Source organism: Onishia niordana (assembly GCF_004798965.1).
Lineage (GTDB): Bacteria > Pseudomonadota > Gammaproteobacteria > Pseudomonadales > Halomonadaceae > Onishia > Onishia niordana.
The window spans coordinates 371579-389536 of record NZ_SDSD01000003.1 but is presented as its reverse complement, the minus strand read 5'-3'; the positions used below and the strand labels follow the sequence as shown (position 1 = coordinate 389536).

Annotated in this window: 19 protein-coding genes; 3 read left to right on the top strand and 16 right to left on the bottom strand. The window is 59.0% G+C overall.

Annotated elements, in window-relative coordinates; genetic code table 11:
* Window positions 1-39: 39 nt before the first annotated feature.
* From ETC27_RS08425 to mtnA, 3 genes are read right to left on the bottom strand one after another with little or no spacing between them, the layout of a single operon-like run.
* Window positions 40-1338: a nucleotide sugar dehydrogenase gene (locus tag ETC27_RS08425; RefSeq protein ID WP_136254550.1), complete on the bottom strand. Its 1299-nt coding sequence runs from the start codon at window positions 1336-1338 to the stop codon at window positions 40-42.
* A gap of 3 nt (window positions 1339-1341) precedes the next feature.
* Window positions 1342-2232, bottom strand: a complete 891-nt coding sequence (galU, locus tag ETC27_RS08420; protein WP_136254549.1) for a UTP--glucose-1-phosphate uridylyltransferase GalU — start codon at window positions 2230-2232, stop codon at window positions 1342-1344.
* A gap of 48 nt (window positions 2233-2280) precedes the next feature.
* A complete protein-coding gene (gene mtnA, locus ETC27_RS08415) occupies window positions 2281-3351 on the bottom strand; it encodes an S-methyl-5-thioribose-1-phosphate isomerase (protein ID WP_136254548.1) in 1071 nt (356 codons plus the stop codon).
* Window positions 3352-3422: 71 nt separating this feature from the next.
* On the opposite strand from mtnA, the gene ETC27_RS08410 reads away from it, so the two are divergent.
* The 3 genes from ETC27_RS08410 to ETC27_RS08400 all read left to right on the top strand — a co-directional run bounded on the left by ETC27_RS08410 (window position 3423) and on the right by ETC27_RS08400 (window position 6321).
* Complete coding sequence (locus tag ETC27_RS08410; RefSeq protein ID WP_136254547.1) at window positions 3423-4754, top strand: TRZ/ATZ family hydrolase; 1332 nt, start codon at window positions 3423-3425, stop codon at window positions 4752-4754.
* Between the two features lie 101 nt (window positions 4755-4855).
* Complete coding sequence (gene ubiG / locus ETC27_RS08405; protein WP_136254546.1) at window positions 4856-5656, top strand: bifunctional 2-polyprenyl-6-hydroxyphenol methylase/3-demethylubiquinol 3-O-methyltransferase UbiG; 801 nt, start codon at window positions 4856-4858, stop codon at window positions 5654-5656.
* Window positions 5653-6321 carry an HAD-IA family hydrolase gene (locus tag ETC27_RS08400; RefSeq protein WP_136254545.1) on the top strand — a complete coding sequence of 223 codons (669 nt, stop codon included), beginning with the start codon at window positions 5653-5655 and terminating at the stop codon, window positions 6319-6321. Before ubiG ends, ETC27_RS08400 begins: the two co-directional genes overlap by 4 nt.
* Window positions 6322-6446: 125 nt before the next feature.
* Here the strand turns inward: ETC27_RS08400 and ETC27_RS08395 are convergent, their stop codons facing one another.
* The 13 genes from ETC27_RS08395 to aspS form a co-directional block, all read right to left on the bottom strand.
* Window positions 6447-7208, bottom strand: coding sequence for a YciK family oxidoreductase (locus ETC27_RS08395; protein ID WP_136254544.1), 762 nt, complete (start codon window positions 7206-7208; stop codon window positions 6447-6449).
* Between the two features lie 26 nt (window positions 7209-7234).
* Window positions 7235-8017 carry a tol-pal system protein YbgF gene (gene ybgF / locus ETC27_RS08390; protein ID WP_136254543.1) on the bottom strand — a complete coding sequence of 261 codons (783 nt, stop codon included), beginning with the start codon at window positions 8015-8017 and terminating at the stop codon, window positions 7235-7237.
* Window positions 8018-8053: 36 nt separating this feature from the next.
* Window positions 8054-8599: a peptidoglycan-associated lipoprotein Pal gene (gene pal / locus ETC27_RS08385; protein ID WP_136254542.1), complete on the bottom strand. Its 546-nt coding sequence runs from the start codon at window positions 8597-8599 to the stop codon at window positions 8054-8056.
* A 54-nt stretch (window positions 8600-8653) separates the two neighbouring features.
* On the bottom strand, window positions 8654-9937 hold the full coding sequence (tolB, locus tag ETC27_RS08380) for a Tol-Pal system beta propeller repeat protein TolB (RefSeq protein WP_136254541.1): 1284 nt from the start codon (window positions 9935-9937) through the stop codon (window positions 8654-8656).
* The gene (gene tolA, locus ETC27_RS08375) at window positions 9937-11064 is read right to left on the bottom strand and encodes a cell envelope integrity protein TolA (protein ID WP_136254540.1); all 1128 of its coding nucleotides are present in this window, start codon (window positions 11062-11064) and stop codon (window positions 9937-9939) included. The genes tolB and tolA overlap by 1 nt, the downstream gene beginning before the upstream one ends.
* Before the next feature lie 9 nt (window positions 11065-11073).
* Window positions 11074-11514: a protein TolR gene (tolR, locus tag ETC27_RS08370; protein ID WP_136254654.1), complete on the bottom strand. Its 441-nt coding sequence runs from the start codon at window positions 11512-11514 to the stop codon at window positions 11074-11076.
* 15 nt (window positions 11515-11529) lie between these two features.
* The gene (tolQ, locus tag ETC27_RS08365) at window positions 11530-12207 is read right to left on the bottom strand and encodes a protein TolQ (protein WP_205742711.1); all 678 of its coding nucleotides are present in this window, start codon (window positions 12205-12207) and stop codon (window positions 11530-11532) included.
* Between the two features lie 100 nt (window positions 12208-12307).
* A complete protein-coding gene (gene ybgC, locus ETC27_RS08360) occupies window positions 12308-12703 on the bottom strand; it encodes a tol-pal system-associated acyl-CoA thioesterase (protein WP_136254538.1) in 396 nt (131 codons plus the stop codon).
* On the bottom strand, window positions 12700-13761 hold the full coding sequence (gene ruvB, locus ETC27_RS08355) for a Holliday junction branch migration DNA helicase RuvB (protein ID WP_136254537.1): 1062 nt from the start codon (window positions 13759-13761) through the stop codon (window positions 12700-12702). The genes ybgC and ruvB overlap by 4 nt, the downstream gene beginning before the upstream one ends.
* An 80-nt stretch (window positions 13762-13841) precedes the next feature.
* Window positions 13842-14456 (bottom strand): Holliday junction branch migration protein RuvA, encoded by a 615-nt coding sequence (ruvA, locus tag ETC27_RS08350; RefSeq protein WP_136254653.1) that lies wholly within the window; start codon window positions 14454-14456, stop codon window positions 13842-13844.
* A gap of 218 nt (window positions 14457-14674) precedes the next feature.
* The gene (gene ruvC, locus ETC27_RS08345) at window positions 14675-15220 is read right to left on the bottom strand and encodes a crossover junction endodeoxyribonuclease RuvC (protein WP_136254536.1); all 546 of its coding nucleotides are present in this window, start codon (window positions 15218-15220) and stop codon (window positions 14675-14677) included.
* Between the two features lie 27 nt (window positions 15221-15247).
* Entirely contained in the window at window positions 15248-15997 is a 750-nt protein-coding gene (locus tag ETC27_RS08340; protein WP_136254535.1) for a YebC/PmpR family DNA-binding transcriptional regulator, read from the bottom strand.
* Between the two features lie 147 nt (window positions 15998-16144).
* On the bottom strand, window positions 16145-17929 hold the full coding sequence (aspS, locus tag ETC27_RS08335; RefSeq protein ID WP_136254534.1) for an aspartate--tRNA ligase: 1785 nt from the start codon (window positions 17927-17929) through the stop codon (window positions 16145-16147).
* Between the last annotated feature and the right edge of the window lie 29 nt (window positions 17930-17958).

Here is a 17958-nt window from a genome sequence, read left to right as displayed (position 1 = left end):
AGGGTTTTTTTATCAGGGAACTTACCTTAATGCCCGCCATCACGGGTCGGCACGGCGGCCAATTCCGCGATAAACGAGACCACGGCCGGCCACATAACCGGGATCAAAGATATTGCGCCCATCGAGTACGAGCCGATCGCCCAACAGTTTTCCAAGCAGGCGCCAATCGGGGTTCCAGTAGCACTTCCACTCGGTGACCAACATCAGTGCATCGGCTCCCTGACAAGCGACATAGGGATCGCCTTCACACAACGTGAGCTGCGGGTGGTCGCCCACAGCCTTACGCAAGGCCGGCAGTGCCGAGGGGTCATGGAGGCGTACGTTGACGCCTTGAGCCCACAGGGCGTCCAGAAGTGGCAGCACTGGCGCATGATCGATGCGTGCCGTGCCCGGTTTGAAGGCCGCTCCCCAGATAGCTACGGTGCGCCCTTCCAGTTGCCCCTGGAAGTAGGCCCAAAGCTTACGGAACAGGGTCTCTTTCTTGTGCTCGTTGATATCGATCACCTGGCCAAGCAGTGCAGAGCCGCGCCCGCTGGCAGACTGCACGTCGGCGAGCCTCATCAAATCGCGCGAAAAGTTAGGGCCTCCGAAACCACAACCTGGATACAGATACTCATAGCCGATTCGCGGATCGGCGCCCATGCCCTGGCGAACATACTCAACATCGACCCCTAGGGTGTCGGCCAGACCGGCGATATCATTCATGTAGCTGATGCGGGTAGCCAGCATGCCGTTGATGGCCAGCTTGGTCAGTTCGGCGGCACGTCGCGGCATGCACTGGAAGACTTCGCTTCGGCGGTTGAAGGCCCGCAGCAGTTCACGAACCTGATCGGTGGCGCGACTGTCTTCACTCCCCAGCAACCAACGCACCGGGCGGGTGAACACTTGCCAAGCGCGTCCTTCTTCGAGCATGTCAGGCAACGCCACAGCGACCTGGCCGGCATGGCCCATCAGTGCTTCCAGATGCTCGGTCTCACCGACCGGAAACATCGAGTTGTTGACCACCACAAGCGGTGCCGTCTGGCGTCCGGCCAAGGCCTCGACGGCAGCCTCGGCCGACTCGCGTTGATCAGGCGCCAGGGCCAGCCATAGTACATCAACCTCTGAGACCTCACCTACCGGCTCATTACCGGCGTCAGTGATCTCAAGAGCGCCATCGCGACAGGCCACATCCAACTGAGCAATCAACTCCGGCTCACGAGTCAACCAGTCGGCTTTCTTGAGCTCGGCCCAAGGCTGATCGGCATGTGGCTCCCAGATGACACGGTGTCCCACACTGGCCAATGCTGCCGCAGCGGTCGCCGCGGCTAGCTCACTTCCCTGTATGACAACGCGCATGGCTTACTCCTCAACGGCATAGCGCTGCATCAGGTCCTGGAATCCTTCGCCAAACTTGGGATGGCGCTTAGCGAAGGCCAGGATGGCTTCGAGGTATCCGAGCTGATGACCGCAGTCATAGGTTTCTCCCTGCATACGAAACGCCTGGACCCCTTCTCGAGCGATCAGGGTATCGATGGCATCCGTCAGCTGGATCTCGCCACCAGCACCGGGCTTCGTCTTCTCCAACAGCGGGAAGATGGAACCGGGAAGCAGATAGCGGCCTATCACCGCCAGGGTCGAAGGCGCCTCGCCAGCGGCAGGCTTTTCGACCACGCTTGCCATCGAAGCGGAATGTCCGGCCTCTGGCGTGTCACCTTTCAAGGCCACGATGCCGTATTTATGGGTCATCTCCTCGGGGACATTCTCCACCATGATCTGAGACTGACCGCTATCTTCGAAGGCCTTCATCATTCCGGCCAGGTCATTCTGGGCAAGCCCATGGCCATCTACCAGCACGTCGGGCAGCAGTACGGCAAAGGGCTCGTCGTCCCCAATCACCGGCCGCGCACAGGATACCGCATGGCCGAGGCCGAGCGGTTCGGGCTGGCGCACGCTGATGATCTTAACGTCATCAGGGATGATATTGCGCAGCTCCTCGAGCAGTTCGTGTTTACCCTTGGCCTCGAGGGTGGTCTCCAGTTCAAAGTGCTTGTCGAAATGGTCTTCGATAGCGCCCTTGCTCGAGTGAGTCACCAGCACGATTTCCTTGATACCGGCGGCCACCGCTTCTTCTACCACATACTGAATCACCGGTTTATCGACGATGGTGATCATTTCCTTGGGGATGGCCTTGGAAGCCGGCAAGCAGCGAGTACCTAAACCGGCGACGGGCAACACAGCCTTACGAATCATGGCGTTCCTTCCTGTTGGATATGAAGTGTCGATTAACCAATCTGCTAATTATGGCATAGCCGGGGCCCGGGGTATCTCGGCTGCCAACAATTGTGCAATGGCTGCACGATCTGGCCTTTCGATCACCCCCCGTTCACAAACAATGACATCGACTAATTCAGCCGGCGTGACGTCGAATACCGGATTGAAAATATCGATGTCATCAGGGGCCACAGCTCGTTCGCCCTGATGGGTCAGCTCTCTGGCTCCACGGGTTTCGATGGGAATGTCAGTCCCGCTGGCAAGGCTCAGATCGAAGGTGCTGGTTGGCGCCACTACCATGACCTTGACGCCGAAATATCGCGCCTGAACGGCCAGCGCCAGAGTGCCGATCTTGTTGGCGACATCGCCGTTGGCGGTGATTCGGTCGGCGCCAACGATCAACCAGCCGATATCTCCGCTGGCCATTAACAGCGAGGCCGATGAGTCCACGGCCAGTGTCACAGGAATATGCTCCTGAGCGAGTTCCCAGGCCGTCAGGCGAGCGCCCTGCAGCCAGGGCCGCGTCTCGTTGGCATGCACGCGAGTAATCAGCCCTCGCGCCCAGGCGCTACGGATGACGCCTAGTGCTGTACCGTGGCCGCCGGTAGCCAGCGCACCTGTGTTGCAATGGGTCATGACCGCCTTGGGCGCTTCGCGGGCAAGGAGGTCGGCACCGTATTCGCCCATGGCCATGCAGTCGGCAAGATCCTGACGCTGGATCGCCCTGGCGGCCTCAAGCAATGCCGCGAAGGGCGGGGTCTCGTGTTGGCTATGTGCCGAGACGATCGCTCGCATACGCTCAAGTGCCCAGAACAGGTTGATCGCCGTGGGGCGTGAAGCGGCCAACCTGTCTATCGAGGCATTCACCACGGCCGGCCAGTCATCGCCAGACGCTTGGTGTGAAGCAAGAACAACGCCGTAGGCGGCGGTAATGCCGATCGCAGGCGCACCCCGCACCACCATGCTGGTGATCGCTTCAGCGGCCTCTTCAGCGGTTGTGATCCGCAGTGTTTCGTGACGGCTTGGTAACCAGCGCTGGTCAAGCAGTTCAAGGGTATTGTCGGCGCACCAGCGAATCGGCTTAAGGGTCGCGGTCATGGTGTCTCCGGGAAGGCAAGCGCGGGCAGTAGCGGGTAGAATGGGGGCCATCATACCGAAGGAGTGATGCGATGCCATCTACCGCACCGCGTGATGTTGAACTCTTGATCGAGGCGAGTTGGATTCTGCCCATGAGCGATGGCCTGCCAACCCTCGAGAATCATGCAATCGCCATTGATGGCGGCTACCTGCTGGGGCCCTGGCCGATTGCCGATGCCGCTCAGCATGTCCGCCCGGCAAAAACGCTGCGCCTTGAACACCATGCCCTGCTGCCAGGGCTGATCAATGCCCACAACCACGCGGGCATGAGCCTGATGCGCGGGTTTGCCGATGACCTGCCGCTGATGACCTGGCTCAACGAGCACATCTGGCCCGCCGAATCAGCCCACGTGAATCCTGAATTCGTGGCGGCGGGCACGCGATTAGCCTGTGCCGAGATGCTGGCCTCAGGGACGACGACCTTCGCCGATATGTACCTGGCGCCTGAAGCCGTGATCCCCGTGGTCGAAGAAGCCGGCATGCGTGCTCAGCTTTGCACTCCATTGATCGACTTTCCGACGCCCTGGTCTCAAGACTTCGAGAGCGGCGTGCGTCAGACCGAGACGCTCATGGCGCACCTTAGCGATCATCCGCTGATATCGCTGGCCTTCGGGCCCCACGCCCCCTACACCGTGGGCGATACAAGCTTGGCTCGCCTCCGCGAGGCTCGCGACTCTCTTGGGCTTCCCATTCAGATGCATGTCCATGAAACCTTTGACGAGGTCAAACAGGGGCTTGCCAGTGACGGCAAGCGCCCACTGCGCCGGCTTTACGACGCAGGTCTGCTCGGCTCGCATTTCCAGGCCGTGCATATGACCCAGGTCGACGATGAAGACGTGGCGTTACTACGCGAGACCGAGACCGCCGTTATTCACTGCCCGCAATCCAACCTGAAGCTCGCCAGCGGCTTTTGTCCGGTGGCAAGGCTGCAGAAGGCAGGTATAACGGTCGGACTCGGCACCGACGGCGCCGCCAGTAACAACGACCTGGATATGTTCGATGAAGTGAAGACCGCAGCGCTGCTCGCCAAGGGGGTCAGCGGTGATGCCTCTGCCCTGCCGGCCATGGCGGCACTGGCCATGGCCACACGTGAAAGCGCCCGCGCTCTTGGTATGGCCAAGCGCCGCGGTCAGCTCAGTGAAGGCTTCGATGCGGATCTGATAGCCGTCAATCTGGAGGCCTTGAATACGGTACCGGTTCACCACCCAGCCTCTGCGGTGGTCTATGCCGTACAAAGTCGCCAAGTGACTCATGCCTGGGTGGCGGGCGACGCGCGCCTCCATGACGGCGAACTGGTGGGGATAGACCGCCAGGCGTTGTTGACGGAAGCGCGACAGTTCGAGCGAATCATGCGCCCTGCGTAAGGCAATAGCGCTACATCACACATCAAGCGAATCACAGTCACAGACCCAGGCCACGTTGTTGTTGAACGTGGCTTCAGATTATCTAGCGGGAGACATATCACATGAGCAGCGAATCCCAGGCGCCCCATCACGACCCTCAGGAGCGTTCACAGCAACACTCGCAGAGCCAGGATGACACCCGCCAAGGCAACGACTATCGGGATAATGTCGATGCCGCCGAAGTCGCCAAGTTCGAGGCCCTGGCCAGCCGCTGGTGGGATAAGGACAGCGAGTTCAAGCCGCTGCATGAGATCAATCCCCTGCGCCTGGACTTCATCGATGCCCGGGCCGGTCTCGCAGGCAAGCGCGTGATCGATGTTGGCTGCGGGGGGGGCATTCTCGCCGAAGCCATGGCGCATCGCGGAGCCCAGGTGACCGGCATCGATATGGGAGAAGCTCCTCTTGCCGTGGCACGCCTACATCGCGAGGAAAGCGGCGCGGAAGTCGATTACCGTCAGGCAAGCGCTGAAGAAATGGCAGCCGAGCAGCCTGGTGCCTACGATATTGTCACCTGCCTGGAAATGCTTGAGCACGTCCCTGACCCTGCGGCGGTGGTTCGCGCCTGTGCCACCTTGGTCAAGCCAGGCGGCCAGGTATTCTTCTCGACGATCAACCGCAACCCGAAGGCTTACGCCTTCGCGATACTTGGTGCCGAATATGTGCTGCGCTTGCTGCCTCGCGGCACCCATGATTACAAGAAATTCATTCGGCCTGCCGAGCTTGTAAGCTGGGGCCGTGCCGCCGGCCTGCAGTTGGGTGAGCAGACCGGGCTGACCTACAACCCGCTGACGCGTCGCTATCGTCTAGATGCCAATGATGTTTCGGTGAACTACATGATCCAGACACGGCGAGAAACAGCATGACAGACAAGCAACCCGCGAGGCCGCGCGCCTTGCTCTTCGATCTCGACGGTACGCTGGTAGATACCGCCCCTGACCTGGCGCGGGCCACCAATGCCCTTCGTGCCCATCACGGCTTGCCCGCCCTTCCCTACGAGACGATTCGTGCTCAGGTATCCAATGGTGGCAGTGCGCTTGTCACCCTGGCGTTGGGGCTTGAACGAGACCATGCACAGCACGATTCGGCACGCAGCTTCCTGCTCGATTACTATGGCCAGGATGTCGCCGCCGAGAGCCGAATGTTTGAGGGGTTGGCCCCCTTGATTGATGCTTGGTCTGTTTCGCCCCGGGCATGGGGCATTGTCACCAACAAACCCCGTCTTTATGCCGCTCCCCTGATTGAGTCATTGGGACTCGCCCCCGGGGCCTTCCTTTGCGCTGACGATCTTCCAGTAAAGAAGCCCGACCCGAAACCACTGTGGGAGGCCGCACGACGCATCGGTGTCACTGCCGAAGAATGCTGGTACATCGGTGATCACCGTCGTGATATCGAGGCCGCCCACGCCGCCGGCATGACCGCAGTAGCGGTAGGCTATGGCTACCTTGATGAGGAAGAGGATATCCATGCCTGGGACGCAGACCATGTTTTCGACACGCCGGCAGCTCTCGCCGAAGCACTCGGGTATTGACCGACCCTAATTAGGGCATCCTCTAATCGTCTAAAACGACAACGGGCCTGACGCATAAAGCCAGGCCCGTACGGCGTTGGTTGTGACCCCCACGCCAAGGTCAGAATACCCTCAACACAGTAGCATCATGCCTTGGGCGGTTGTGCATCGAAACGCTCACCGCTGTGCCCATGACTGTCTGGCCCCATTAGCCACAGGTACGTCGGCATAATGTCATCCGGGGTACGCAGCCGTTGGGGATCTTCGGCAGGATAGGCCGTTTTCCGCATCTGCGTCCGGGTGGCTCCTGGATTCAGGGTGTTGACGCGAATAGCGGAGACATTCTCCAACTCATCGGCCAGCACCTCGCTGAAATTTTCGGTCGCCGCCTTGGAAACCGCATAAGCTCCCCAGAAGGCTCTTCCCTTGCGTCCCACGCTAGACGAGGTGAAAACCACCGAGGCATCGTCTGATGCCTTGAGCAACGGCAGCAGCGCTTGGGTCATCCAGATCGGGCCGTTAATGTTGACCTGCATGACCTGTTCCCACAGCTCGGGATTGTACTGATCGAACGGCGTCAACCGCCCTAGCAGGCTCGCGTTGTGCAGGATGCCATCCAGCCGGCCGAACTCCTTGTCGAGCGTTTCGGCCATGTCGTGGTAATCCTTCAAGGTGGCGCCTTCGAAGTTCAACGGAAAGATGGCTGGCTGAGGGCCACCCGCCGCCTCGATGGCATCATAAACGGCTTCCAGTTTATTGATCGTGCGACCTAGCAGAACCACAGTGGCGCCGTGATGGGCATAGCTCAACGCGGCTGCACGGCCGATCCCGTCGCCGGCGCCAGTGACCAGTATCACTCTCCCGGCTAATAGGTCGGGACGCGCCTGATAATCGATCTTGCAGCTCATTGATGCTCCTTGGGTGACCTAGAGACTCACTCAGCAGACCGGTTAAGGAAATCGCTGGCAAGTCCTGCTGCACTGCTATCCGGGAACTCCTCGCCCACCCGTTCAAGTAGTGCGCGGCTTTCATCAGGCTTGCCTTGGCGCGCCCTTAGCAGTCCCAGCTTATAGAGGGCATCCGGCATCTTGGTGCTTTGTGGAAAGTCCTGAATGACTCGTTCGAAAGCCGCCGACGCCTTGTCGAGTTCCGTCTGAGCAGAATACAACTCACCCAGCCAATAGTGGCCATTCGCGGTTAGGCCGGAATCTGGATAGTCGGCGACAAAGGACTCAAACGCGCTGATGGCAGCGGGAAACTCCCGCGCCTGGACCTTTGAGAAAGCCGCCTGATAAGCGGAGCGAGCGTCGCTGCTGGTCGTCGCCTCGCTGCCGGCCGATGCTCCGCCCTCTTGCTGGCCAACGCCTTCGCCCATTGCGCCGGCGGGATCAACTCCCCCCGATCCAGTATTCGACTCAATCTGCTTCTCAAGTTGCAGATAGCGCTCTTGCGCCATCTTATTTTGCTGCTCTAGCTGGTAGCGCAGCTCTTCGATCTGCCCCCGCAGACGTTTAATTTCATCTTGATTCTCCTGCACCTGGTTGAACAATACCAAGTTGCCACTGGACTCCTCGCGCACTTCAGCGCGTTGATAGAAGTTGCCGGAGCCTTGCGAGAGATCTTCGACTACCGGTGCGGCACTCACCAACGGCGGCAGCGCCAGGCAAAGCCCGGCGCCAAGGGTCGTCAGTGTTGATCTCGACAGACCATCTTTCATGTATCACTCCATCTGCAACAGGCGATCAGTATCGACTCAGTAGTCAAAGACTACGCGACGATTCTGAGCATAGCTGTCTTCGCTAGTACCCCGCACGGCCGGACGTTCTTCACCATAGCTCACCACCTCGAGCTGCGACGGGGATACACCCTGGACAGTCAGGTAGCGCTGGACCGAATTGGCGCGACGCTCCCCGAGGGCAAGGTTGTATTCACGGGTTCCGCGCTCATCCGTATGTCCCTGAAGCACCACGGAGGCATTGGGATTAGACTTCAAGAATTGGGCGTGAGCGGTCATGACTGGCTCGAACTCACTGCGAATGGTATCGCGGTCATAATCAAAATAGATCGTACGAACCTCGGGGATACCATCCTGCTGGCCATCCCGCTTGCCCATGCTATCGGACCCCATTTGTCCGGTGCTCATACCCTGACTGGAGGAACCACCATTCATGCCGGCACTGCCGGCGCCATTACTGCCCGCCATGGAACCATCCTGGGTACCGCCGGTGCTGGAACAACCAGCCATGACGACCAGTGAAAGGGCTACAGCGAGGTGCTTGGCATAGGGGGTTACGTGCATGTTCGACTCCTTGAAAGATGCCAGTGACTGGCGGGAAGTTAACGAGTTGATGGTTTAATTCAGAAACGGGGACCAGGCGGGCTCCCGAACGTCTCCCTGGGCAGCAGGTAGCCGAAAGGATGCATTGCCGTCCGCAGAGACCGCCGAGAGAACCCCTCTGCCGCCCTGTTGAGTAGCGAAAATTACCATGGTGCCATTGGGAGCAACACTGGGTGACTCATCGGCTCGTGAATCGGTCAACGTCACCAATCGCCCCGTATCCAGATCCTGTTTGGCCACCTGGAATCCCTGGCTACCGCGATGAATCATGAACAGGTTCTCGCCATCCGGAGCATAACGACCGCGAGAATTGTAGTTACCCGTAAACGTCAGGCGCTTGGCTTCTCCGCTCGCAAGATCAAAGCGATAAAGCTGAGGGCCTCCGCTGCGGTCAGAGGTGAAGACTAGGCTCTCACCATCCGGGGACCAGCTGGGTTCGGTATCGATGGCATCGCTGCGCGTCAGGCGTTCGAAGCTGCGCGCACCGATGTCCATCACGTAGATCTCCGGCTGGCCATCCTTGGAAAGCGACATCGCCAGCTTACGCCCGTCTGGCGACCAGGCCGGGGCTCCGTTGATACCAGAAAAGGAACTGGCCCGAACGCGCTGACTCGTCGCTACATTCTGTATGTAAATGGCCGGTCGCCCAGTTTCAAATGACACATAAGCAAGTTTCTGGCCATCCGGCGACCATGCCGGAGACAAAATAGGTTCATCAGACGACAAGATCTGTTGGCTGTTATGGCCATCAGCATCCGCCACCTGGAGAGCATACTGAATATCTTCTCCGACGCCCTGAGACGTGATGTAGGCGATCTGGGTCGAAAAAGCACCGCGAATACCCGTTATGGCTTCGAAGATTTCATCACTGATGCGATGCGCGGCCGCTCGTGACTGATCAGGTCCAGCAGGGGTAATAACCTTGCCGAGCATGCGCTCCTGGCCGTAGACATCCATCAGTTCATACTGAATGCTGCCATCGGTATTGACCTTGCCGACCACCAGATAATCGGCATCCACTTTCCGCCAATCGCCATAGTTGACCTCGCTACTGGCACTCGGCGAGGCGATCAGGTCGCCACGACTCAACGGCTTGAACTGGCCGCTGCGCTCCAGATCATTCGCAATCACCCTGGCGATATCGGTAGGCAGCTGGGCCCCCTGCTCAGCAAAGGGCACCACGGCAATCGGGGTTGCTCTATCACTTCCCTGAGTGATCTCGATGGTAAGGTCAGCATGGGCAAGGCTACCCATCAGTAGCAGCAGCATGCCGCACCACAAGCTCATATAACGTTTCATCAGCGCACATCTCCGGGTCTGAATCTCAAGTTAAATTCGCGAAAGTCGCGCTGGGCCGCAGGCGGCAGATCTTGCATCTCACGGAAGGGCGCCGCACGCCTCACCGCCTGCAATACCGAGCGATCGAAGGCCGCATCGCCACTGCTCTGGACAAGCTGTGTATTAACCAGCTCACCCGTCGGCAGCAGTGTCAGGCGCACCAGCGCTTCAACGCCTGACGTCGGATTGGGCGGAACAATCCATGCCTGCTCAACCGCATTGCGCACTAGGTTCTGAAAGCTATTGCTAGCCTGCTCGGCCTGACGCGCATTGGCAATGGATTCTTCCTCGCCGGCAATGGCGCTGTCCAGACTGCTACTTGCCGCTTCGGCAGCACGTCTAGCGGCCTCTTCACGCCTTTTGCGCTCGGCCTCGGCTTCTGCCTGCTTGCGTGCCTCCTCTTGGCGTTTGCGCTCAGCCTCCGCCTCAGCTTGCTTACGGGCTTCTTCTTGCCGCTTTCGTTCGGCTTCAGCTTGTGCTTGTTGGCGCGCCTCTTCCTGGCGTTTTTGTTCAGCCTCGGCCTCTGCTTGCTGACGCGCCTCTTGTTCACGCTTGGCCTGTGCCTCAGCTTCTGCTTGGCGTTGCGCCTCAGCTTGACGCTGGCGCTCGGCCTCGGCCTTCCGCTGTCGTTCGGCTTCTGCCTCTTGGCGTGCCTGCTCTTCCTGCTGTCGACGAGCCTCCGCGGAAGCGGCTTCTTCGGCACGGCGCTGCGCATCGGCTTCCGCTTCACGACGTGCCTGTTCGGCGGCCTTCTGTGCAGCTTCCTGCTCTGCTTCCCGTTCAGCCTCCTGCTGTGCTGCCTGCTCAGCAGCAGCCTCTTCGGCTTCCTGCTGACGTTGTCGCTCTGCTGCCGCGGCCTCTTCCTCTGCCTGGCGCTTCGCGGCACGGGCCTTGGCGGCCTCGGCACGCTGAGCTTGATCCGTCGCGGTTTCGGTGCTGACCAACGTGGCCTGTACGACAGACGCCGACGTCGGCGCCTCTTCGCTTCCGGGAAATTCCAGCACATTGATCACGACGACCCCGACGTGCAGGGCAAGCGCCAGTACCACCGGTAGGCCATAACCTACGCGGGAGTCATGTCTGGCCATGCGTGCTCCTTAGTTGTCAGCGCTCGGCGGTTCGGAAATCAGACCCACATCACTCACTCCGGCTACCTGTAGTGTGCTCATCAGGGTAATAACCTGACCGTAAGGCACATTGCGATCTCCTCGGACCAAAACAGGCGTCTCGGGGCGCCGATTAAGAATAGCGATCACCTTGTCGGAGATGTCATCAAGGCTAGTGGCTGTTTTATCATCCCCGACGGAAATGAAGTAGCTCCCCTCGCGATCAACGGAGACAACGACAGGCTCGCGGTCCTGCATATCTTCAATCGGTTCGGAAGCCGTCTTCGGCAGTTCGACCTGAACGCCTTGCGTCATCATGGGTGCAGTGATCATGAAAATCACCAACAACACCAGCATCACGTCGATGAAGGGCACGACATTGATCTCACCCATCGGCTTGCTGTGACCACCGCGGTGGAATGGACCATGCATCATGGCAATGCTCCTTCAGGCCGCATCCTGATCACCACGACCCTGAAGGTTGCGGTGCAGAATCGAATGAAACTCTTCAGCAAAATCTTCGTACTTGCCGAGTAGTTTACTGGACGAGGAAGACAGGCGGTTATAGAAGATGACCGCCGGAATTGCCGCAAAAAGGCCCATCGCCGTTGCAATCAGTGCCTCAGCAATCCAGGGCGCGACGGTTGCCAGTGTTGCCTGCTGAGTCATCGACAAACTCTGGAAAGAGCCCATGATGCCCCATACGGTGCCGAACAAGCCGATATACGGGCTGGCAGAAGCGACGGTCGCCAGAAAGATAAGGTGGTGGTTGAGGCGTTCCTCTTCCCGTGACCAGGCGACCCGCATCGAACGTTGGACGCCTTCAAGGATGGCTTGAGAATTGCGAGTCTTTGGCAAGAGACGATTGAATTCGCGAAAGCCCGAACGAAAGATATGCTCCGCCCCTTGAGTCTCCTGTTCCGCGGGTGTCTCGCGGTACAGCTCGTTCAGGTCGATGCCGGACCAGAAACGCTCTTCAAATTGCTTATGCGCTCGCTGAGCACGGCGTAATACGAAGCTGCGCTGAAAGATCACTACCCAGGACAGCACCGAAGCGATGGCCAACAGCAGCATCACAAACTGCACCACGCCACTGGCGTTCAGGATCAGATGTGGAATGGACATGGAGTCGTTCACGGAAATCCTCACTTATCAAAGGGGTTCGTCACACGAAAACCTCGGGCCTTGTCAGCGACAATTTAGCGCCAGGCCGGCGAAGCATGTTTCAGGCTGACAGCGCCTCTCTCAGAGCACTAGGCCAGCGTCTGGGCTTGAAGCTAGCCGCATCCAGGCAGGCGATATCGACCGTTGCATGGCAAAGGGGTTCACCTTGATGTCGTACATCCTGGAGGAACGTCAGGCGACAGGCACTATGATCCTCGATCTGGGCACTTACGCTGAGCTCATCATCAAGGCGAGCAGGCTTGGCATAGCGGCATTCCAGGCGGTGAACGACCAGTTGAATGCCCTCGTCGAGAAGTGCGCTCTGGGTGATACCCAGTTGTTTAAGCCACTCGCTACGGGCCCGCTCCATGAACTTGAGATAATTCACGTAGTAGACGATGCCACCGGCATCGGTATCTTCTATATAGACGGTAACCGGATGCTGGAAAGCGCTCATGCGTTATCCTTATACCCGCTAGAAAGTCCAGGGGCGGACTCAGTCGACGCCATGTCCTCATCCCGGCTCAGCCCGAAATGCAGGTAGGCTTGACGGGTCACCACACGGCCACGAGCGGTGCGCATCATAAAGCCTTGCTGGATCAGGTAGGGTTCGATGACGTCTTCAATCGTGTCGCGCTCCTCACTGATTGCCGCGGCGAGACTGTCGACTCCCACAGGCCCCCCTTCAAACTTTTCGATCATGGCCAACAGCAGACGGCGGTCCATGTGGTCGAGACCGTGGGAATCAACATTCAGCAAATTTAACGCTTGATCAGCGATCTCAACTTCCAGTGCGCCACTTCCTCGCACTTCGCTGTAGTCACGCACACGCCTTAGCAAGCGATTGGCGATACGGGGAGTGCCCCGGGCCCTGCGAGCAATCTCGGCGGCTCCTGCCTGATCCGTATCGACTCCCAGAAGGCCCGCCGACCGAGTGACGATCTCGGTGAGCTCCGAAAGGCTATAGAATTCAAGGCGCTGAACGATGCCAAAACGATCACGCAACGGCGAGGTAAGAAGCCCCGCCCGAGTCGTTGCGCCGACCAGCGTAAATCGTGGCAGATCAAGTTTTATGGAGCGGGCGGCAGGCCCTTCACCGATCACAATATCAAGCTGAAAGTCTTCCATCGCCGGGTAAAGGACTTCCTCAACCGCTGGAGACAGGCGATGGATTTCATCGATGAATAGCACATCACCCGGCTGCAGGTTCGTCAGCATGGCTGCCAGGTCGCCGGCTCGCTCGAGTACTGGCCCCGAGGTGGACTTGATATCGACATCCATCTCGTGAGCAATGATGTTGGCCAAGGTGGTCTTGCCAAGCCCCGGGGGGCCAAATACCAGCGTATGGTCGAGACTCTCGCCACGGCCACGGGCAGCGCTGATGAAGATATCTAGTTGCTCACGCACCGCGGGTTGACCGATATAGTCAGCTAGCCGCTGAGGGCGAATAGCGTGATCGATCGGTGCATCACCTTCTCGAGGTTGGGCGGCAATAAGACGGTCACTATCAATCATAGATGCCCCAAAGCCTGAGGATACTGTGCGGGAACTGCCTGAAGGCGCATGCGCTCACTGTTGCCATGGATCATGAATCCTCACCCCGCCAACTTCCGGGCCAAGGCTCCCTTGATCAGGGCCTCGGTCGACAGGCCCGCGTCTTGGGCCGAGATCATCTTGGTCGCTTCGGTCGGCTTGTAGCCCAGGGATACCAAGGCTGCTTCGGCATCGGCACGGGCGTCGTTTGCCTTCTCGCCCCCGCCAGCTGCTTGTTCAAGGCCCTCAAGGTCACCTTCAGATGGCTGAGTCCAATGCGGAAAGCGATCTCGCATCTCGATAACCAGTCGTTCGGCGGTTTTCTTGCCAACGCCCGGTAAACGGGTAAGCGCCTTAACGTCATCATCCATCACGCAGCGAATGAACTGATCTTCGTCCATGCCAGAGAGGATGGCGAGGGCCAATTTGGGCCCCACTCCGTTGACCTTGATCAGGGCGCGAAACAGCGCCCTCTCCTGCTCTCGGGCGAAGCCAAATAACAGGTGGGCATCCTCGCGTACGGTCAGGTGAGTGTGCAACTGTATCGTTTCACCGACACCAGGGAGAGCCAATATGGTCGTCATGGAGGCTTCAAGCTCATAGCCGACTCCCCCCACATCTACAACCAGCCAGGGTGGCTGTTTCTCCAATAGGGTGCCACGCAGGCGTCCAATCATGCCGTCACGATCCTTGAGAGAATGCTTGAGAAAGCACTTGAGAGAGTTCTTGAGAAAGCACTTGAGAAAGTACTTGAGAAAGTACTGAGCCACTATACTGATCGCCTTATAGGCTGACCAGCGTATCCAAACAGCGTTTCATAATATGAAAAGCCATCAAGTCGCTTGATATCCGGCTGGTATGCCGACGTTATCGCTCTGGATTCTTCATGAGCAAGTCATTCGGGCCGATAATCTCGCCAGCCCTTGCCTCGGCCCTGACGACCAGTACGTCCCCCAAAGGCACCTTGATTCACCAGGCCCAATCGCGCATGGGCATGGGTCAGCGCAATAGCCAAGGCATCGGCAGCATCCGCCTGCGGTGTGGCCGACAGACCCAGCACGGCGGTCACCATGTGCTGCACTTGAGTCTTGTCGGCAGCACCGGTACCGGTGACCGCTTGCTTGATCTGGCGTGGACCGTATTCACTGACCGGGAGGCCATGATTGGCGGCACAGACGATGGCAGCGCCACGCGCCTGGCCAAGCTTGAGGGCGGACGCGGCATTGTTCGACATGAACACCTGTTCAATGGCGAATTCTCCAGGCCGGTGCACAGCAATAAGTTCGCTGATACCGGCATAGCATTGCGCCAGTCGCTGCGCCAGGTCATCGTCTTTTAGCCGAATACAGCCACTGGCGACATAAACCGGCCGCGGGTGGGTGACATCCAGCACGCCATATCCTGTGATGCGTGACCCCGGGTCAATACCCAGGATCAGCATGAAAACAACGTATGCCGCATGGCCACTTCAGTAGAGTTCATCGAGGACTGTCTCGTCGAAATCGGCGTTTGAATAGACGTTCTGCACATCATCGAGATCCTCGAGCATGTCCACCAGTTTGATGACCTTCTGCGCCACCTCTGCGTCATTGATCGGCGAGTAGTTGTCCGGATATTTGCCGATCTCGCTATGGGACGGTGTCAGGTCGGCCTCAAGCAGTGCTTCTTTTACCGTCCAGAAATCTCCCGGCCGGGTGACGACTTCGGTAGTGCCATCTTCATGATTGATCACATCCTCGGCGCCGGCCTCCAGCGTAGCCTCCATCAGTGCTTCCTCGCTGGTGCCATCATTGAACTGAAGACGCCCCTGGTGGTGAAACATGAACGATACCGAGCCGGTCGTCCCCAGGTTGCCGCCATGCTTGGAAAAAGCATGGCGCACTTCCGAGACGGTACGATTGCGGTTGTCGGTCATGCATTCGACGAGCACCGCTACCCCGTCAGGCCCATATCCCTCATAGACGGTCTCCTCCATGGCATCGCCATCGGTGTTCCCCGCCCCGCGATCAACGGCCCGCTGAATCGTGTCTTTGGTCATGTTATTGGCGAGGGCTTTGTCGATAGCCGCACGCAAGCGCGGGTTATCGTGCGAGTCACTGCCGCCCAGCCTTGCTGCCACCGTCAGTTCGCGGATCAGCTTGGAAAAGATCTTGCCACGCTTGGCATCCTGTGCCGCCTTGCGGTGCTTGATATTGGCCCACTTGCTGTGTCCGGCCATGAAAAAACCCTCCTTTTCATGCGCCGCCGGCGCCATAAGGCGCCGGCGGATCGGAAAGACGTATAGATGACACCCGCTAGTTAGCCAGGCCCCGTGTGCAGCCCCGTTCATCAGCTAGGCTGCAACACCGGTAGGCTCCGCTCTAGCTTATTCGCCTTGCTCCCCCTCAGGCTTGGCTTTCTGGCGAAGCCGGATATTGAGTTCCTTGAGCTGCGTTGGGGAGACGACACCGGGGGCATCGGTCATCAGGCAAGCGGCGCTCTGCGTTTTCGGGAACGCAATGACCTCGCGGATGGTCTTGGCGCCGGTCATCAGCATGACCAGGCGGTCGAGGCCGAAAGCGAGACCGCCATGGGGCGGTGCGCCATACTGCAGGGCGTCAAGCAGGAAGCCGAATTTCTCGTCGGCTTCTTCCTCGCTGATACCCAGCACATCGAGGACCGCACGCTGCATGGCGTGGTCGTGGATACGGATCGAACCACCACCCAGCTCGGTACCGTTGAGCACCATGTCATAGGCTTTGGAAAGGGCCTCAGCCGGGCGATCGCGCAATGTCTCAACGTCACAGGACGGCGCGGTAAACGGGTGGTGAAGCGCCTGCATGCGAGCGTTGCCGTCTTCCTCGAACATGGGGAAATCGACGACCCATAGCGGCGCCCATTCACGGGTATACAGCTCGAGATCTTCGCCCAACTTGACGCGAAGCGCGCCCAAGGCTTCGTTGACGATCCGGGCCTTGTCGGCGCCAAAGAAGATGATGTCTCCATCTTCAGCACCGACCCGGTCAAGCAACGCTTCAATGATGCCGTCCATGAATTTGACGATCGGCGACTGCAGGCCTTCGATGCCTTTGGCGCGTTCGTTGACCTTGATCCATGCCAGGCCACGAGCACCGTAGATGCCGACGAACTTGGTGTACTCGTCGATCTCCTTACGCGACAGCTTGGCGCCGCCAGGCACCTTAAGCGCCGCCACGCGACCATCGTCGGCCTGCGCCGGGCCGGAGAAGACCTTGAAGTCGACGTCTTTCATCAGGTCGTCGACATCAGTGAGTTCCAGCGGGATACGCAGGTCCGGCTTGTCGGAGCCGAAACGGCTCATCGCCTCAGCGTAAGGCATGCGTGGGAAGAGCGGCAGCTCGACGTCGAGCACTTCCTGAAACAGCTGGCGGATCATGGTCTCGGTGATCGCCATGATGTCATCCTCGTCGACGAAAGACGCCTCGAGGTCGATCTGGGTAAATTCCGGCTGACGATCGGCACGCAGGTCTTCGTCACGGAAACACTTAGCAATCTGATAATAGCGATCGACACCGGACACCATCAGCAGCTGCTTGAACAACTGAGGCGACTGCGGCAGAGCAAAGAAGTTGCCCGCATGGGTACGGCTCGGTACCAGATAGTCACGCGCCCCTTCCGGTGTAGCACGGGTCAGGATCGGCGTCTCGATGTCCAGGAACCCCTGACCTTCTAGGAAAGCACGAACGCTATGGGAGATACGCGAGCGCAGACGAAGTTTATCGATCATCTCGGGACGACGCAGGTCGATATAGCGATGCTTGAGGCGTGTTTCCTCACCGACCTTGCCATGCTCATCGAGCTGGAACGGCGGCGTGGTGGCGCTGTTGAGGACTTCGACGTCCTTGGCCAGCATCTCGACCATACCGGTAGGCATGTTCGGGTTCTGGGTACCCTCCGGACGGGGGCGGACACGGCCGGTAATGCGCAGCACGTATTCATTACGTGCACGGTCGGCGGTCGCAAAGGCTTCGGCAGTGTCGGGATCGACCACGATCTGAGCCAGACCATCACGGTCGCGCAGGTCGAGGAAGATTACCCCACCATGGTCACGGCGGCGGTGTACCCACCCGCACAAGGTGACCTGCTGGTCTACCAGAGTCTCGTTCAGCTGGCCGCAATAATGGCTGCGCATGTCAAATCCTGTTCTGTTGCGTGATCGAA